General features: G+C 39.9%; 16 protein-coding genes and 1 other annotated feature. Of the genes, 10 read left to right on the plus strand and 6 right to left on the minus strand.

Annotation, left to right across the window (positions count from 1 at the left end):
* Nucleotides 1–2: 2 nt before the first annotated feature.
* The 3 genes from AC59HZ_RS00235 to AC59HZ_RS00245 all read left to right on the plus strand — a co-directional run bounded on the left by AC59HZ_RS00235 (nucleotide 3) and on the right by AC59HZ_RS00245 (nucleotide 4,494).
* Complete coding sequence (locus AC59HZ_RS00235) at nucleotides 3–1,187, plus strand: MDR family MFS transporter (protein WP_496543926.1); 1,185 nt, start codon at nucleotides 3–5, stop codon at nucleotides 1,185–1,187.
* A 135-nt stretch (nucleotides 1,188–1,322) separates the two neighbouring features.
* Nucleotides 1,323–1,545, plus strand: a binding site (T-box leader).
* A gap of 169 nt (nucleotides 1,546–1,714) precedes the next feature.
* Nucleotides 1,715–4,132 (plus strand): leucine--tRNA ligase, encoded by a 2,418-nt coding sequence (gene leuS, locus AC59HZ_RS00240; protein ID WP_496543927.1) that lies wholly within the window; start codon nucleotides 1,715–1,717, stop codon nucleotides 4,130–4,132.
* A 56-nt stretch (nucleotides 4,133–4,188) separates the two neighbouring features.
* Nucleotides 4,189–4,494 carry a rhodanese-like domain-containing protein gene (locus AC59HZ_RS00245; protein ID WP_496543928.1) on the plus strand — a complete coding sequence of 102 codons (306 nt, stop codon included), beginning with the start codon at nucleotides 4,189–4,191 and terminating at the stop codon, nucleotides 4,492–4,494.
* 34 nt (nucleotides 4,495–4,528) lie between these two features.
* Here the strand turns inward: AC59HZ_RS00245 and AC59HZ_RS00250 are convergent, their stop codons facing one another.
* The 3 genes from AC59HZ_RS00250 to AC59HZ_RS00260 are packed head-to-tail and all read right to left on the minus strand — an operon-like array spanning nucleotide 4,529 to nucleotide 6,301.
* The gene (locus AC59HZ_RS00250) at nucleotides 4,529–5,056 is read right to left on the minus strand and encodes a ferric reductase-like transmembrane domain-containing protein (RefSeq protein WP_496543929.1); all 528 of its coding nucleotides are present in this window, start codon (nucleotides 5,054–5,056) and stop codon (nucleotides 4,529–4,531) included.
* Nucleotides 5,043–5,930 carry an FAD:protein FMN transferase gene (locus AC59HZ_RS00255; RefSeq protein WP_496543930.1) on the minus strand — a complete coding sequence of 296 codons (888 nt, stop codon included), beginning with the start codon at nucleotides 5,928–5,930 and terminating at the stop codon, nucleotides 5,043–5,045. The genes AC59HZ_RS00250 and AC59HZ_RS00255 overlap by 14 nt, the downstream gene beginning before the upstream one ends.
* On the minus strand, nucleotides 5,930–6,301 hold the full coding sequence (locus tag AC59HZ_RS00260; protein ID WP_496543931.1) for a hypothetical protein: 372 nt from the start codon (nucleotides 6,299–6,301) through the stop codon (nucleotides 5,930–5,932). Before AC59HZ_RS00260 ends, AC59HZ_RS00255 begins: the two co-directional genes overlap by 1 nt.
* Nucleotides 6,302–6,449: 148 nt before the next feature.
* On the opposite strand from AC59HZ_RS00260, the gene AC59HZ_RS00265 reads away from it, so the two are divergent.
* Nucleotides 6,450–6,635: a sporulation protein Cse60 gene (locus AC59HZ_RS00265; RefSeq protein ID WP_223595723.1), complete on the plus strand. Its 186-nt coding sequence runs from the start codon at nucleotides 6,450–6,452 to the stop codon at nucleotides 6,633–6,635.
* Between the two features lie 9 nt (nucleotides 6,636–6,644).
* On the opposite strand, the gene AC59HZ_RS00270 is transcribed toward AC59HZ_RS00265, so the two are convergent.
* A complete protein-coding gene (locus tag AC59HZ_RS00270) occupies nucleotides 6,645–7,913 on the minus strand; it encodes a BaiN/RdsA family NAD(P)/FAD-dependent oxidoreductase (protein ID WP_496544625.1) in 1,269 nt (422 codons plus the stop codon).
* Between the two features lie 193 nt (nucleotides 7,914–8,106).
* Between AC59HZ_RS00270 and AC59HZ_RS00275 the strand changes: the two genes are divergently transcribed.
* On the plus strand, nucleotides 8,107–9,744 hold the full coding sequence (locus AC59HZ_RS00275; protein WP_496543932.1) for a putative polysaccharide biosynthesis protein: 1,638 nt from the start codon (nucleotides 8,107–8,109) through the stop codon (nucleotides 9,742–9,744).
* The gene (locus AC59HZ_RS00280; protein ID WP_496543933.1) at nucleotides 9,734–10,453 is read left to right on the plus strand and encodes a pseudouridine synthase; all 720 of its coding nucleotides are present in this window, start codon (nucleotides 9,734–9,736) and stop codon (nucleotides 10,451–10,453) included. Before AC59HZ_RS00275 ends, AC59HZ_RS00280 begins: the two co-directional genes overlap by 11 nt.
* Nucleotides 10,454–10,480: 27 nt before the next feature.
* On the opposite strand, the gene AC59HZ_RS00285 is transcribed toward AC59HZ_RS00280, so the two are convergent.
* Entirely contained in the window at nucleotides 10,481–11,749 is a 1,269-nt protein-coding gene (locus tag AC59HZ_RS00285; protein ID WP_496543934.1) for a TolB family protein, read from the minus strand.
* A gap of 165 nt (nucleotides 11,750–11,914) precedes the next feature.
* Between AC59HZ_RS00285 and speD the strand changes: the two genes are divergently transcribed.
* The 4 genes from speD (at nucleotide 11,915) to AC59HZ_RS00305 (ending at nucleotide 14,281) form a co-directional block, all read left to right on the plus strand.
* Nucleotides 11,915–12,724 (plus strand): adenosylmethionine decarboxylase, encoded by an 810-nt coding sequence (gene speD, locus AC59HZ_RS00290; RefSeq protein ID WP_496543935.1) that lies wholly within the window; start codon nucleotides 11,915–11,917, stop codon nucleotides 12,722–12,724.
* 512 nt (nucleotides 12,725–13,236) lie between these two features.
* Complete coding sequence (locus AC59HZ_RS00295; protein ID WP_496543936.1) at nucleotides 13,237–13,662, plus strand: SRPBCC family protein; 426 nt, start codon at nucleotides 13,237–13,239, stop codon at nucleotides 13,660–13,662.
* Entirely contained in the window at nucleotides 13,663–14,010 is a 348-nt protein-coding gene (locus tag AC59HZ_RS00300; protein ID WP_496543937.1) for an ArsR/SmtB family transcription factor, read from the plus strand.
* Nucleotides 14,011–14,041: 31 nt separating this feature from the next.
* Nucleotides 14,042–14,281 carry a hypothetical protein gene (locus tag AC59HZ_RS00305; protein ID WP_496543938.1) on the plus strand — a complete coding sequence of 80 codons (240 nt, stop codon included), beginning with the start codon at nucleotides 14,042–14,044 and terminating at the stop codon, nucleotides 14,279–14,281.
* A gap of 71 nt (nucleotides 14,282–14,352) precedes the next feature.
* Here the strand turns inward: AC59HZ_RS00305 and AC59HZ_RS00310 are convergent, their stop codons facing one another.
* Nucleotides 14,353–16,353: a YhgE/Pip family protein gene (locus AC59HZ_RS00310; protein WP_496543939.1), complete on the minus strand. Its 2,001-nt coding sequence runs from the start codon at nucleotides 16,351–16,353 to the stop codon at nucleotides 14,353–14,355.
* Nucleotides 16,354–16,448 lie beyond the last annotated feature (95 nt).

The raw sequence follows: 16,448 nt of genomic DNA on the forward strand, positions 1-16,448 counted from the left end.
TCATGCCACGTGCCTTATGGCTTTTAATTATCGGGATGGCAGTGAATGTAATCGGCTCTTCTTTTTTATGGCCTTTAAATACCATCTATATTCACGATCATTTAGGAAAATCCTTATCGGTTGCTGGAATTGTTCTGATGTTGAATGCAGGGGCAAATGTCATCGGAAATTTATACGGCGGCCATTTATTTGATAAAATTGGCGGCTATAAATCTATTCTTCTAGGAATTTTTATTTCACTTGCAGCCCTTGTCGGATTAACCTTTTGGCATGCCTGGCCAGAATATGTTGTTTTTCTAACAATTGTTGGCTTTGGAACAGGGATTATTTTTCCCTCCATGTATGCGATGGCAGGCTCAGTATGGAAAGAGGGCGGGAGAAAGTCATTTAATGCCCTTTATGTCGCGCAAAATCTTGGCGTAGCAGTAGGAGCAGCATTAGGAGGACTGGTTGCAGATTACTCATTTCAGCTTATTTTTCTTGCCAATATGGTTATGTATGTGATCTTCCTGCTTATTGCCGTTTTCGGATATAAAGGTATTTTAGCAGATTCGGAGAAACAAGAAAATAAAGCAAAAGCAGAAAAAGGAATAAAATCCAAGGCAAATCTTCAGGCATTAATGATTCTTTGCTTAGGCTATTTACTATGCTGGGTAGCATATGTTCAGTGGACGACCACAATTGCCTCCTACACGCAGGAAATCAATATAACCTTAACGCAATACAGTTTCTTATGGACAATTAACGGAGCGATTATTGTTCTAGGTCAACCGCTTTTGAATGGGGTAATGAAATATCTTTCTTCATCTTTAAAGCTTCAAATACTTATTGGAATTGGCATTTTTATTATCTCATTTATTGTTGCAGGGAATGTCAGCGCCTTTTCAGGATTTCTAGTTGCTATGATAATCTTAACAATTGGTGAAATGTTCATTTGGCCTGCCGTCCCAACGGTTGCCTTCAGTCTGGCACCAAAGGGCAGGGAAGGCTTCTACCAAGGAATCGTCAATAGCACCGCAACTGGAGGAAGAATGATTGGCCCGTTGTTAGGAGGCATGCTTGTAGATTTATATAGCATGTCAGCCTTATTTACCGTTTTAATTGGATTATTCCTCATTGCAATCGTCACGACCCTATTATACGACCGGAACCTAAGGGTGTCAGGCACCGTCCGTGGACAAATTTAATGATTTGTCCACGTGTGGTGGACGTCAGGTTTAGAGGTTTAAATGGGAAATTTGTTGTCCATTATGAAATTAGGCAGCAGGTTTACTTGCAAATTGATGGGAAATTTAATACAATAACCGTAATACTTTTATATTGGAAAAACAGTGATTAGGAGTAGTAATGGTCCCTATCCGCACTAAGAGAGTTGACGGCTGGTGAAAGTCAACCGGGTAAATCATGAACTCGCCTATGAGTCGCAAGCATGAATCTAAAGTAATGCTTGCCGTTTACCGCGTTAAGGATAATGAAGCGAGTGTTTTAAACACTAATGTGGGTGGTACCGCGGGAAGATACATACACAATCCTCTCGTCCCTTTTTGGGATGAGGGGTTTTTTATTTTTTTATCCAGCTACAGCGCCTAGCACCTCTTTGGTATAAGCCGAATCCGCCCGAGAAGGTTAAAAAGCAAACCTTCCCGGCGGCTCGTCTTATGCTTGTCGGGGCTGGTCAAGGCGCTTCCGCTTTTACTTTAAGGAGGAACAGAAAATGAGTTTCGATCATCAGCATATCGAAAAGAAGTGGCAAAAGAAATGGGAAGAAGAAAAGACTTTTAAAACAAGCGAAGAATATGATAAGCGTAAATTTTACGCTTTAGATATGTTTCCATATCCATCAGGAGCCGGCCTACATGTGGGGCATCCAGAAGGCTATACAGCAACCGACATTCTTTCACGAATGAAGCGGATGCAAGGATACAACGTTCTTCACCCAATGGGCTGGGACGCATTCGGCCTTCCGGCAGAGCAATATGCCCTTGATACCGGGAACGACCCGGCTGAGTTTACCGAGAAAAATATCAACACTTTCCGCAGACAAATTAAAGCATTAGGTTTCTCTTACGATTGGGATCGTGAAGTAAATACAACAGATCCAGAATATTATAAATGGACACAATGGATTTTCTTAAAGCTTTGGGAAAAAGGTCTAGCTTATATCGATGAGGTAGCGGTGAACTGGTGCCCGGCACTTGGAACTGTCCTTGCGAATGAAGAAGTCATCGATGGTAAAAGTGAACGCGGCGGTCATCCGGTTGAACGTCGTCCGATGAAGCAGTGGATGCTTAAAATTACAGCATACGGCGACCGTTTACTTGAAGACCTTGAAGAGCTTGATTGGCCGGAAAGTTTAAAAGAAATGCAGCGCAATTGGATCGGACGATCTGAAGGTGCGGAAGTAACATTTGCCATTGATGGGCACGAGGAAACCTTCACAGTATTCACAACGCGTCCGGATACGCTTTTTGGTGCCACCTATGCGGTGCTTGCTCCTGAACATTCTTTTGTAGATAAAATTACAACTTTTGAGCAGCGTTCAGCCGTTGACGCTTACTTAGATAAGGTAAAGTTAAAAAGCGACCTTGAACGTACAGACCTTGCGAAAGAGAAAACTGGCGTATTTACTGGTGCTTACGCAATCAACCCTGCGAATGGCGAAAAAATGCCAATATGGATTGCCGATTATGTATTGGCTAGCTACGGAACAGGGGCCATTATGGCGGTGCCAGCACACGATGAGCGTGACTATGAATTTGCTAGAGAATTTGCATTACCAATTAAAGCGGTTGTAGCAGGCGGCGATATTGAAAAAGAAGCCTATACAGGCGATGGTGATCACATTAACTCCGAATTCTTAAATGGTTTAAATAAAGAAGACGCGATTTCTAAAATGATTACCTGGTTGGAAGAAAAAGGTATCGGTACGAAAAAGGTTACTTACCGGTTACGTGATTGGTTATTTAGCCGTCAGCGTTACTGGGGCGAGCCGATTCCAATTATTCATTGGGAAGATGGCACAATGACAGCGGTACCGGAAGAACAGCTTCCATTGACATTACCAACAACGAAGGATATCAAACCATCAGGAACAGGTGAATCACCACTTGCTAATATTGCTGAATGGGTAACTGTCGTCGATCCGGAAACAGGCAAAAAAGGCCGCCGCGAAACCAATACAATGCCACAATGGGCTGGCAGCTGCTGGTACTATTTACGTTATATTGATCCAAAAAATAGTGAGGCCCTTGCTTCACCAGAAAAACTAAATCATTGGTTACCAGTTGATATTTACATTGGCGGAGCTGAGCATGCCGTTCTTCACTTGTTATATGCCCGTTTCTGGCATAAATTCCTGTATGATATCGGTGTGGTTCCAACAAAAGAGCCATTCCAAAAGTTATTCAACCAAGGAATGATCCTAGGCGAAGGCAATGAAAAAATGAGTAAATCAAAAGGAAATGTTGTCAATCCGGATGATATCATCGACAGTCACGGTGCAGATACACTTCGCTTGTATGAAATGTTTATGGGACCTCTTGATGCATCGATTGCATGGTCGACAAATGGGTTAGATGGTTCCCGCCGCTTCCTAGATCGAATCTGGCGATTATTCGTAGAGGAAAATGGGGAGTTAAGTCCAAAAATTCAGCCGGATGTAGAAGTATCGAATTTGGAAAAGGTCTACCATCAAACAGTGAAAAAGGTTACCGAGGATTATGAAGGATTAAGATTTAATACTGCAATTTCACAAATGATGGTATTTATTAATGAAGCTTATAAATCATCAGTTCTACCTGAAAATTATGTTGAAGGATTCGTCAAAATGCTTGCACCGGTTAGTCCGCATGTTGCTGAAGAGCTATGGGAAAAACTTGGCCACAGCGGAACGATTTCCTATGAAGCATGGCCAGCATATGATGAAGCTAAGCTAGTTGACGAGGAAGTTGAAATTGTCATTCAAGTTAACGGTAAGGTGAAAACGAAACTTATGGTGCCAACTGATGCAAGTAAAGAGGCATTAGAAGGAATCGCCATGGATGATGACCGAGTGAAGGAACAAATCGAAGGAAAAACAGTTCGAAAAGTTATTACTGTTCCGGGCAAACTAGTTAATATTGTAGCAAACTAATACTATTAAGCATCCTCCTTCTTTAGGGGGGATGTTTTACTGAAAGGATGAGTGGGATGGAAGAAATTCAAACAATTACACCTGAGGAGTTACAGAAGAAGCTAAAAGCTGGGGAAATACTGGAGCTTGTCGATGTAAGAGAAGATGATGAGGTAGCTTTTGGAATGATTCCAGGTGCAAAGCATATTCGCATGGGAGACATACCTGCGAACCTCGACTATTTTGACAAGGACAAAGAATATATTTTTATCTGCCGTTCTAGCGGTCGTAGTGGGAATGTTTGCCATTATTTGCAAGACCAGGGCTACAAAGTCCGCAATATGGTTGGCGGAATGCTGAACTGGACAGGTGAAACAAAATAACCGATTCCTTTAGGGAATCGGTTTTTTATTGCCTTTATGGAGAAACCTCAAGTTTTGGTTTACTCTTTTGCACCATTAAAGCTATAAGTATAGCAGGAATAATGTTAACAGCTGCAATTACCACTGCCTGAAAATCCGTTCCAATAAATAGGCCATGAATCGTAACGAATAAATATAGAATCGGATTAAGCGCATGTAATTTCCGCCATTTTTGATAGCCAATCTTTTTCCTCATTTTTGAGGTGACTATCGTCATGATCAAGAAATATAAGGAGAAGATCCCCAACGCCATTGGCAGAGGCTTATAGTCAGTATTAAAAGGAATCAATACTTCAACCCAATTAAAAGATATATAAGTATCAATCAACAGGAAACCAACATGGCCGAGGGTAAGAAACAGCGCCCAATTTGCCAGGGATTCATGCAAAACCAACGGAATGGTTACATTACGTTTGCGCTTTTTTTGAACCTGAGAGTAAAGTCCAATGAGCACCGACAAGTATAATAATAAGTAGGCTACAGTACCCGTAGCTCTAATTATATACCATTCAAACATTTCCATCCTGTATGCCTTCTTTCCAAATCTCTCCGTCTTTATTAATCAATACGGATAAGCACCCTTTTCTCTCTAACCAATCTTGTCCTTTATCTGCACCTAATAACAGGGCAGTTTTGGCCCAAACATCAGCTTCCAGGGCAGTTGGAGCCGTAACAGTTGCCGATACAATTCCGCTTTCAGAAGGCTTTCCGGTACGGGAATCTATTAAGTGATGTGCCTGTCTACCATTTAGCATCCACTTTCTTTTCATGGAAGTTGACGTTGCCAGCGCTCCATCTTTTACCTGGATCGAAGAAATGATTTTTGTATTTTCAAATGGATTCTCAATCCCAATGTTCAACTCCCTTGGCAAGGAACCAAAAATGCGAATATCGCCGCCAACATTGATAAACCCAAAGCCCATTTTTGCTAAAAGATTTGCAGCCTTGTCAATTACCCAGCCCTTGGCAATCCCTCCAAGGTCGATTTTGGTATGAAGCATGACCGACTGCAAACTCTCATATAAAGTAAATGGATTTATAGCAGCAATCGCTAAGGGGGAAGCTATTTCTAGCTTTTGCCCTCTAATGATTTCAATAGATTTTGAATAACCGCTGCTTTCGAGGGTCGTTAAAACACCTGGATTAAAAATTCCATCCGTTTCTTTATAAAAGCTCTCAGCCAAGGTTAAAATTGAAAACATGTCTGCCGAAATGGCAACCTCTTTTCCGATTTGTTGGTTAAGGAGTGAAAGCTCACTATCCCCTTTGAAACGGCTGCAGGTATCCTCTACACCTTCAAACAATTTGTAAACCGGCATCATATCATTTGCAAACAGCTCACAGCTTATCGAAATCTTTACGACCGTACTCATGGAGTTAAATTGATAGTTATACATTAGGTTCCACCTGTTGTTGTATCAAAGCCGCCATGATGTCCAAATCCAGGACCGCCGCCATTTGAAAATTGATCTTGCCCGTTGCTATTGCCAAATTGATTATCGCTGCCAAAATTATCAGTAGTTCCTTGATCGTTTTGATTAACTTGACTATCTCCTCCCCACGAACTGCCTTGTTCTGGTTGCTGCCCGAAATTAGAATTGTCCTGAGTTTGTTGATTAGAATTATTGTTAGAGGGTTGCCCTTGATTTATTGCCACTTGATTATTAGCTTTATCTCCATTGGATAATCCAAGATAAGAAACCATCCCAGCGACTAAGGCCAGGCTGCCAAAGCTAACTCCCCAAGAGATTTTTTGTTTTTTATCCATTTCTAATGCTCCTTTCAAACTTGAAAATGTCTTTCTAGAAAATAATTTACAAGCCCAAACTTAAAATAAACTTAATTTTTCTAAAAGATTAATTTTTAAAATTCAGAAAAATGGTGATAATAATAGAAAAAAAGAAAGGGAGAGGACCATGATACAGGTCAAATTGTTTGATCGCGAGCATGAAAAGGATTTAGAAAAGGAAATGAATCATTTTTTACGAGGGTTGGATGAAAAGAGTCTATTAGATATTAAATATAATGTGGCAGCGATGACTGAGGAAGAAGAGGAAGAACAAATTTATTGTTTTTCAGCAATGATCATATATAAGGCCTGATTTTTGACATCAGGCCTTTTTGGCATCTATAGCAGAGTTGATTCCAGCCAATCTTCCAGTAACAAGAGCAGAGGTGATATTATATCCGCCAGTGTAACCATGAATATCAAGTATTTCACCGCAAAAATAAAGGCCACTCATGAATTTTGAGCCCATAGTCTGGGGTTCGATTTCTTTCACGGAAACGCCGCCTCCCGTTACGAAAGCTTTTTCTAGAGGAAGTGTTCCATTAACTTTAATCATAAATTGCTTGCAGCTTTTAGAAAAACTGCGGAATTTTTCATTGGAAATCGTGCCTCCTTGCTCCGTAGCTTCAATTCCGTTTTGCTCTAATAGAAAAAGGAGATATCGCTCCGGAAGCAGTCCTTTTAAAGTGTTCTTGATACTTTTCTTAGGTTCCGTTTTTACAAGCTTCAAAATTTCTTGGAAAAGCTCCTCTTCCTTTTTATCCGGAAGGGCATCAAGGCTCATCGTTACTTCTTTCAGGTTCCATTTTTTCAAAGCTTTTACGACAAACTGACTGCAGCGGAGTACAGCGGGACCGCTGATTCCAAAATGGGTAAAAATCATATCCATCCGGTGAGAAATAAGCGGCTTCCCTTTTGGATTTAACACACTAAGGTCAATGTCTCTTAAAGAAAGACCTTGCAGCGATTTATCCCGAATAAATGGTTCACTCGACGTGACCGGGACTTCCGTTGGAAACAGTTCGGTAATCGTATGTCCTGCTTTTTCCGCCCAGGCATAGCCATCTCCAGTTGATCCTGTATGGGGAACAGACTTGCCGCCAACAGCAATGACGATGGATTTTGTCCCAATTTTTTGTCCGTCCTTTAACAATACTCCAGAAACATGACCATTTTCATACAAAACATCTGCTACAGGGCTATTTTTAAAAACCTTCACCCGCAGCTTTTCCAATTGAGTTAACAAAGCGTCAACGACAGATTGTGCTTTATCAGATACTGGGAACATCCGTCCGTGATCTTCTTCCTTTAATGCGATTCCTAATCCTTCAAAGAACTTAATAATATCTTCATTATTGAAAATAGAGAAAGCACTATACAAAAACTTCCCGTTTCCAGGCAAGTGCTTAATGATTTCTTCTACGGGCAGGCGATTGGTTACATTACAGCGTCCGCCGCCGGAAATCGCCAGCTTTCTTCCAAGCTTGTCCCCTTTATCAATTAACAGCACCTTAGCTCCTTTTTCACCGGCAGCAATGGCTGCCATTAAACCAGAAGGGCCGCCGCCAATGACAATGACATCAAATTCCATAATTGCACCAACTTTAAATAGATTCACCTCATTATAAACATTTCATGGTGAAAATAAACGATTTTTCACAAATTTAACTTGGTTGTTAGTAGCATCAGAGGGAAAAGAGTTGTAAACTACTAATAGTGTGCAAAAAAAGTCGAATTTTTTATGTGAAAAAGCGCACGTATTTCTTCGGGTAGGAAGGGATTCTATGCAATCTAAGCTTTTAAGAGGAACATTTATTTTAACCTTTGGAACAATACTATCGAAAATTCTTGGATTAATTTACGTTATTCCATTCTTTCAAATAGTCGGTAGGTCAGGGACGACCCTTTATCAATTTTCCTATGTTCCATACACCATTTTTATAAGTGTCGCAACAGCAGGCGTCCCGCTGGCTGTTTCAAAGTTTATTTCAAAATATAATGCCCTGGAGGAATATGCGGTCGGCCGGAAATTATTCAAATCAGGGCTAATGATTATGTTATTAACCGGTTTATTTGCATTCTTAGTCATGTATTTTGCATCACCGACATTAGCGGAAATGAGCATTAGCGGCGATAAAAAGGCGAATTTATCAGAGGTTACAACCGTCATGCGTGCAGTGAGTTTTGCCTTGATAGTTGTCCCGTTTATGAGTTTAATCCGCGGCTATTTTCAAGGTCATCAATCGATGGGGCCATCTGCTCTTTCACAAGTGGTGGAGCAAATTGTCCGAATTACATTTACTCTGCTGGGCGCATATGTTGTATTGCATATGTTTAATGGAAAAATGGTTACGGCTGTTAGTGTAGCTACGTTTGCTGCGTTTATCGGGGCAATCGGAGGACTGCTGGTTTTATTTTGGTATTGGTACAAAAGAAAGCCGTATTTAGATGAGTTGCTTACACATGACAAAGGCACGATGGATATTTCTATTAAAGAAATATATAAAGAAATCTTTATCTCGGCCTTTCCATTTGTATTGGTAGGAATTGCCAATCCGTTATTTCAAGCCATTGACCAATTCACCTTTAGTAAAGCAATGGCAGAAATAGGGAAGGATCCAAAATTAGCGGAATCCTTTTTCTCCATTTTGAATTTTGAATCACATAAAATCGTTATCATACCGGTATCACTTGCGACTGCCTTTTCTTTAACACTTGTACCAAGTATAACAAAGTCTTTCATTGAAGGAGATAAAAATAGCCTAAACCACCAGCTTAACCAAACCTTTCAGGTCCTATTATTTTTAACTTTGCCGGCAGCTATTGGGTTATCTTTATTAGCAGAACCGGTTTACACGGCATTCTATCAGCATGATTTGCTTGGGGCAGGAGTTTTAAGGGCCTATGCACCAGTGGCCATTCTCTTTTCTCTATATTCTGTAACAGCCGCAATTCTACAGGGAATTAATGAGCAGCGCTATACCATTTTAAGTCTGCTGGTTGGCTTATTAATAAAATTAACCTTAAATATCCCTTTGATAAAAATGATGGAAACAAAAGGAGCGGTTTTAGCGACAACCTTAGGCTATACCGCTGCAATTATCATTAATTTAATCGTTATTAAATTGTTCGCCCGCTATCCATTCCGCCTTGTTTGGAGAAGAAGCTTGTTAATTATTCTCTTCGCGGGAATGATGTGGGTAGGTACGGAAATCGTGTATAAATTATTATTGTTATTCCTTTCACCTGCTTCAAAGGTACAATCCGTCTTAATCATCCTAATTAGTGCTGGTGTAGGGGCTGGAATCTATTTTTACCTGGGGCTAAAATCAGGACTTGCAAGGCGCCTATTTGGTGACCGGATAGATCGATTAATGACAAAATTAAAATTACCAGGAAGGAGGAAAACCCTTGAGAATTGACAAAATGCTGGCTAATCTCGGTTTTGGGAGCCGGAAAGAAGTCAAACAGCTTTTAAAAAGCGGTGCCGTTAAGGTGGACGATGCGATTGTGAAGGATGCTAAACAGCATGTTGACCCCAACACACAAACGGTAACCTTAAACGGTGAAGCCATTGAATATAAAGAGTTTATTTATTTAATGATGAACAAGCCTCCAGGAGTTTTATCGGCAACAGAGGATAATCAGGGTGAAACAGTTATCGACTTATTGGAGCTTGAAGACCAAGTTTATGAGCCATTTCCTGTTGGCAGGCTGGATAAGGATACAGAGGGATTACTGTTAATTACAAATGACGGGCAATTGGCGCATCGATTGCTTTCTCCTAAAAAGCATGTCCCCAAAACCTATTTTGCTGTCATCGATAGGGAAGTAACGGAGGAAGATGTGGAGGCATTTGCCGAAGGAGTCACATTGGATGACGGTTATGAAACAAAACCAGGCGAATTGAAAATCTTAAAATCGGGAATTCGTTCGGATATTGAGTTGACCATCACCGAAGGAAAATTCCATCAAGTAAAAAGAATGTTCCAAGCGGTCGGAAAAAAAGTCGTCTATCTTCAGCGGATTTCAATGGGGCCGCTTGCATTGGACGAATCACTTGAGCTTGGCGAATACAGGGAATTGACGGATGAGGAAGTAGAATTATTAAAAGACTATCAAGTAAAGTGAAAAAGCAGCCAATTGGCTGCTTTTTTGTTAATTCTTTTCTGCAAAAAAATCATACGCCTGAATATTTTTAATCCACAATTTTTCATTTTGACCATTATAATCGGAAATCCATAAATCCTGCTTATGAAAGTCAGCAATATCCCTTTTTCGCAGCCAGGTTAATTTGTTTGCGGCGGGAATATATTGTGGTTGATAGTCACCAAAGTCCTTTGGAGGGTGTGTTATTTGAGTTTGAGTTTGTTCTTTTATTTTTATTAAAAATAAAGAAGGATCCGGCCGATTTTTTTCATCATTGGACCAATCCGTTTCTTTAACCCTAGAAACATAAAGTGAATTGTCATCCTTCCAGGCAAAGCCCATCTCTGCAAAATGAGCTGGTGTAAGGGTCGTCGATTTAAAAACAGGCATTTCGGTAATTTTCATATCTTTATTCTTAAAGCCTAAGACAATTCTCCCGCCGCCGGCAATATATCCTAATAAGTTTTGGGAGTATGCCCATTCTGGAGAATAGCCCTCATTTATGGTTTCATCTAAAACCGCAAAATTATGTCCGTCAGTACCAATAACACAAACCATATTGCTGTCCATTGCCCATGATGCAGTCGGGGGACTAACAATAAAGGAAACCCAGTTACCATCAGGGGAAAAATGAAAATTCCAGGCATCAGTAGCTACCATGTTAACATTTCCTTTTTTTAGTTCATTGGGAATGGTAAATAACTGCTTCACGTTTTTAGTAAAGCTTGTCATTTTAGCTAAATCCTTTTCGAGTCCAATTTTAAAAAGAATCGGATTTGTCCATCCATCCGGTCTTAAGGAAGCACTTGAGGCTGTAATGAAGGATTTTCCATCAGGGTACCAATTATAATCCCCAACACCTAAAGCAATGTTATAAAAATGTTCAAGGTTCGAGACGTTTAAAACCCACCCGCTTTTGAAGGCAACAATATTTTCGACTGGAGACCACTTTGGATTAGTCCCGTCACGCGTAATTTGGATATGCTTTTTCGTGTCGACATTATAAACCCATATTTCAGAATGCGAATCCGCGTTAGCGTTTGGCTTTTTCCTAGGCTCAATTTGATACAAAATCCATTTCCCATCATAGGACCATTGAGGCTGATAGGAATGCACGGATGGTTCTTTAGTAATTTTTGTTTCCTTACCATTCATTTTCACCCAAACAAATCCATCTCTAAAGAAAGCAACATTGATGTTGTTTTCAATTGGTGCAGCTTGTACCATATTCGGAATGAGCAAAATGAATACAATTAAAATCCAAAAATATTTTTTCATTCTTTCACCTCATCTTCAATTATTTTCCACTAGAATCTGAGAATTATGAGGAAAATTAGTATCTTTTACCATGCAATATTAGTTTTCCATAAAAAAAGGAACTATGGGTAAATTAATAATATTTACTTGCGATAATTACCTTTTTATCTTAGGGGGACAGGGTTCATGAAATTGACGCATGAGCAGGCACTTGAATTACACGGCTTTAATAACCTTACTAAATCGCTAAGTTTTAATATGTATGATATTTGTTATACGAGAACCCGGGAAGAGCGTGAGGCGTATCTAAAGTATATTGATGAGCAATATAGTGCGGATAGATTGCAAAATATATTGAAGCATGTTTCCGATATTATTGGAGCACATGTTTTAAATGTTGCCAGCCAGGATTTTGAGCCAGCAGGCGCAAGTGTAACCCTTCTTGTATCGGAAGGGCCGGTATCAAATGCACCAGAAGAATCGTTTGAGGAATCTCCTGGGCCGCTTCCTGAATCTGTGGTGATGCAATTAGATAAGAGCCATATTACTGTTCATACATACCCTGAATTTCATCCCGATGAAGGAATAAGTACATTTAGGGCCGATATTGATGTTTCAACCTGCGGCGAAATATCCCCGCTTAAGGCACTGCATTATCTTATTCGCGCGTTTGAGACAGACGTTATGACGATCGATTACCGTGTTCGCGGCTTTACAAGAGATAAAACGGGACACAAGCTATTTATCGACCATGAAATCAGCTCGATCCAAAATTACATTCCTGATGATGTAGGAGAATTGTTCGATATGATTGATGTAAATGTCTATCAGGAAAATATTTTTCATACGAAATGCAAACTGCGTGAATTTGATTTAAATAACTATTTATTTGGTTACACAAAAGATAAGCTATCCCCAGATGAACACATTGAAATAACGCAAAGATTAAAGCTAGAAATGGACGAAATCTTTTACGGGAAGAATATTGTTCAGTAGAAAGATAGAAGGAAACCTGTCTTGTGAGAAATGGCCAACGTAACCCAAAACGTGGGTCGGAAAGATATGAGGCTCCATAGAAGCGGTCTACATGACCCAAAATTCGTCTTAGAAAGGAAATGGGTCACGTAGAATCGGTCTACGTGACCCAAAGCTCGTCTCGGAAGGGAAACCAGTCACGTAAAAGCGGTTTACGTGACCCAAAACTCGGCTCAGAAATGAAACGGGTCACGTAAAAGCGGTTTACGTAACTCAAAGCTCGTCTCAATAAGGAAATCGGTCACATAAAAGCTGTCAAATCTCAATAAACATCAAAATATATAGTAATCAAGGTAGTTAAACCTATGATCCCTTTATTTGAATGAAAAGAAGCCAAAAAGGTGACTTTACAATGTAGAGTCCCTTTTTTTTCTAAAATATTGCTTGACGTGAAACCAAATGGTGTTATATTATCTTGATGTGAAACCAAATGGTTTCATATTGAAAAAGAGAGAGTAGAGGAGGATTACCAAATGGGAAATGAGACACAACAAACATTAGAGGATATAAAGTATACGTTGGTTTATAATGCTCCAATTAAAAAGGTATGGGATGCAATAGCAACATCAGAAGGTCTTGCAGCATGGTTCATGCCCAATGATATGGAACCTGTCGAAGGCCATGAATTTCATATAAATGCGGGCCAGTTCGGAATGTCACCTTGTAAAGTCACAGAAGTCGATCCACCTAACCGACTTTCCTTTAATTGGGGGAAAGATTGGACTTTAACATTTGAATTAAAAGAACTTGACGGAAAAACAGAGTTTACCTTAATCCATGGCGGCTGGGATGCAAACAAAGCGACTGAATTCGGTGCACCACATGCACCAGTTCGCGAAAACATGAACCAAGGCTGGTCAGGACTTGTTAAAAAGCTGCAAGGATATGTTGAGGCGTAAATGGCTGCTTCTTCAGCAAAGCATGATGTCTTTCAGGCCATTGCTGATCCAACCCGCCGGAGCTTATTAAAACTTTTAAGCAATCAAGAATTGCCTGTTACAGCTATCAGTGAACATTATCCCATTAGCCGGACAGCAGTCTCCAAGCATCTAAAAGTATTAGCGGATGCCGGGCTGGTTAAGGAGAGGAAGGTCGGCAGAGAAACAAGGTATAAGTTAGAACCTGAACCACTATTTGAACTAAAAGATTGGCTCCAATATTTTGAACTATTTTGGCAAAATAAGCTTAGCGCACTTAGACTATTTGTTGAATCGGATTCCGATCTCGAGAATCAAAAGAAAAAGTGACATCATTTGAATTATTTAGGAGGCAAAAGATATGGACAAGCAAGGACAGGAAATGTTTTTAAATTTTATTTTACAAAGAGTGCAAGAGGGAAAAGAGGATGAAGCAAAAGAAATACTTACAGAAAACTTCAGGAAACAAAATGAAGGCACTTTTTCACAAGATGATATTCAACAGTTTATCCCCAAGATGATTAGCCTATTAAAACCAGAAAAATTAGAGGAAGTACACGCAGTGGTAAAACAATTTTCTGGAGATTTCGGCAACAAGTAAGGATGCAGATTTTCAAAGCAGTGCGATTTCTGTTGTGAAATCGCACTGCTTTTCTACTTGTTTTGATATTTTTAATGTGCGGTATCGACTGTAGATTTTGAATGCTGCACCAGGCTTGTTACCCAAGTAACACCTCCAGCAATTACTAAATAAAAGATTAAGATCATAATTTGGTGCCCGAGCTGTGACCAATCCCCTAATGTAATGACATCCTGGAAGCCCCTTAAAGAGTGTGCCATAGGCAGAACAGTTCCTATCTTACTAAGAACAGGGTTACCCAATTCACCAGGGAAAGTACCGCCGCATGTGGCCAGCTGAAGCACTAAAAATGTGACAGCCAGGAACTTTCCTGCTACTCCAAATAACGTCACCAGCATTAAAATAAAGGTCATGAAAGTAAAGGAAACAATGATACTTGATAAGATAAACATCGGGATGCTCGCCACATGTACTTTAAATCCAAATAAAATGACCAAATCAACAATGATGGCTTGGACTAGCCCAATTGAGTACTTAAGGGCAAGTTTATTGATAAAGTGTACAGTTCCATTAACCTTTAGATCTTGCCTGCGCCCTAATGGCAGAATATTTGCGGCCATGATTCCTCCCACATAAAAAGCAAGCGAAAGAAAATAAGGAGTAATCCCTATACCGTAATTTGGAACATTGGATAATTCTGATTCTACCAATGTAACAGGCTCTGAGAACATTGATGTTAATTGGTCATTATTGTGCACAGTCGAAGTCTTCTTCGCTGCATCGGTTAATTTAGAGGATAACTCATTCGAACCAGCTGTTAATTTGCCGAGGCCGTTAAGCAATTGATTGGAACCATCACCTAACCGAGAACCGCCTTCTTCTAAATCGTTTATCCCTTGTTTTAAGGTTGAGAAGCCTTTCCCCCATTGAGTAAATCCACTCGCAAATTGAACCGTTCCATCGGAAATTTGTTTAGCACCATCAGCAGCTTCCTGCATTTTTGGACCAAATTGCTTCATTCCATCATTAAGCTTGGATGCTCCTTGGGCAATTTCTTCAGCACCTGCCGCTAGTTGAGTTTGCCCAGTGTTAAGTGTGTCTGATGCTTGGGCTAAACCGTTGGCTGATCCGATGATTTGCTGGAAATCTGGGTCATCTGCTGCTTCAGGGTGATTTTGCATGTACTTTTCCAGCATTGTTTTAAGGTTATCGGCTGTGCTTTTCGTTTGTACAAGTCCTTGAGCCTGCTTCTTATTTCCATCAGACCAGGTATTTGTACCATCAAGTAAATGAGCCGCACCAGCTTCTAATGAGGCATGTCCATCTGTTAGCTTCGTCAATCCGATGGCCAATTGTTGAGTACTGTCCTGAATTCTTTCTATCCCTTGCCCCAATTTTTGCTGACCGCTGGAAAGTTTACTGCTTCCTTCTTTGAGTTGTTTAGAGCCATCATTGAAACGCTCAATTCCATCCGAAAGTGTAACCATTCCATTTTTGGCATCGCTAGTACCTTGATATAATTCGTTTGCCCCTTCACCGGCAGCACTTAATCCATGTGCTAGCTCTTGGAATTTTGTAAACACACCATCTGCATAGGATTTTGTGATGCTGCCCGCAATTTTTGTTTTCATTTTTTCTGTTGCGGTTGTGCTAATTTGTGAGGCAACAAAGTTTTTACCAGGATTCGTTTTATACATTAGTTTGGCAGGTTTAGGATGTTCATCCATTAATGTACTAACTTTTTGTGAAAAATCCTTCGGAATCGTCAGGACCATATAGTAATCTCCATCTTTAAGTCCGTGATTTGCCTTCTTTTCAGATACAAACTGGAAGTTCAAATCCCTGTTTTCTCTTAGATTGTTAACAAATTCTTTTCCAGCATCAATGGGTTTGCTATCCATCATTCCACCTTTATCTAAATTCACTACAGCTACTGGAAGCTGGTCTAAACGACCATATGGATTCCAATATCCAGCGATAAAGAAGCCGGAATAAATTAATGGCACGATGAGAAGAAAAATTAACGCAATTCTGCCATGCTTGTGATGCCACATCGATTTTAAGTCTTTTAATACTAAATTTATCCCCTTCATATTTCCCCCTAATATCTTTAATTTTTTAACATAACCAATATGATAAATACTTTTTGATATAATGTATAATATATAATTATCTATAAATTGATAGC

The sequence above is a fragment of the Neobacillus sp. DZ-9 genome, from assembly GCF_059587065.1.

Coding starts and splice junctions, on each gene's coding strand:
- AC59HZ_RS00235 (WP_496543926.1), top strand. CDS start 3: ATGCCACGTGCCTTATGGCTTTTAATTATCGGGATGGCAGTGAATGTA.
- leuS (WP_496543927.1), top strand. CDS start 1,715: ATGAGTTTCGATCATCAGCATATCGAAAAGAAGTGGCAAAAGAAATGG.
- AC59HZ_RS00245 (WP_496543928.1), top strand. CDS start 4,189: ATGGAAGAAATTCAAACAATTACACCTGAGGAGTTACAGAAGAAGCTA.
- AC59HZ_RS00250 (WP_496543929.1), bottom strand. CDS start 5,056: ATGGAAATGTTTGAATGGTATATAATTAGAGCTACGGGTACTGTAGCC.
- AC59HZ_RS00255 (WP_496543930.1), bottom strand. CDS start 5,930: ATGTATAACTATCAATTTAACTCCATGAGTACGGTCGTAAAGATTTCG.
- AC59HZ_RS00260 (WP_496543931.1), bottom strand. CDS start 6,301: ATGGATAAAAAACAAAAAATCTCTTGGGGAGTTAGCTTTGGCAGCCTG.
- AC59HZ_RS00265 (WP_223595723.1), top strand. CDS start 6,450: ATGATACAGGTCAAATTGTTTGATCGCGAGCATGAAAAGGATTTAGAA.
- AC59HZ_RS00270 (WP_496544625.1), bottom strand. CDS start 7,913: ATGGAATTTGATGTCATTGTCATTGGCGGCGGCCCTTCTGGTTTAATG.
- AC59HZ_RS00275 (WP_496543932.1), top strand. CDS start 8,107: ATGCAATCTAAGCTTTTAAGAGGAACATTTATTTTAACCTTTGGAACA.
- AC59HZ_RS00285 (WP_496543934.1), bottom strand. CDS start 11,749: ATGAAAAAATATTTTTGGATTTTAATTGTATTCATTTTGCTCATTCCG.
- speD (WP_496543935.1), top strand. CDS start 11,915: ATGAAATTGACGCATGAGCAGGCACTTGAATTACACGGCTTTAATAAC.
- AC59HZ_RS00295 (WP_496543936.1), top strand. CDS start 13,237: ATGGGAAATGAGACACAACAAACATTAGAGGATATAAAGTATACGTTG.
- AC59HZ_RS00300 (WP_496543937.1), top strand. CDS start 13,663: ATGGCTGCTTCTTCAGCAAAGCATGATGTCTTTCAGGCCATTGCTGAT.
- AC59HZ_RS00305 (WP_496543938.1), top strand. CDS start 14,042: ATGGACAAGCAAGGACAGGAAATGTTTTTAAATTTTATTTTACAAAGA.
- AC59HZ_RS00310 (WP_496543939.1), bottom strand. CDS start 16,353: ATGAAGGGGATAAATTTAGTATTAAAAGACTTAAAATCGATGTGGCAT.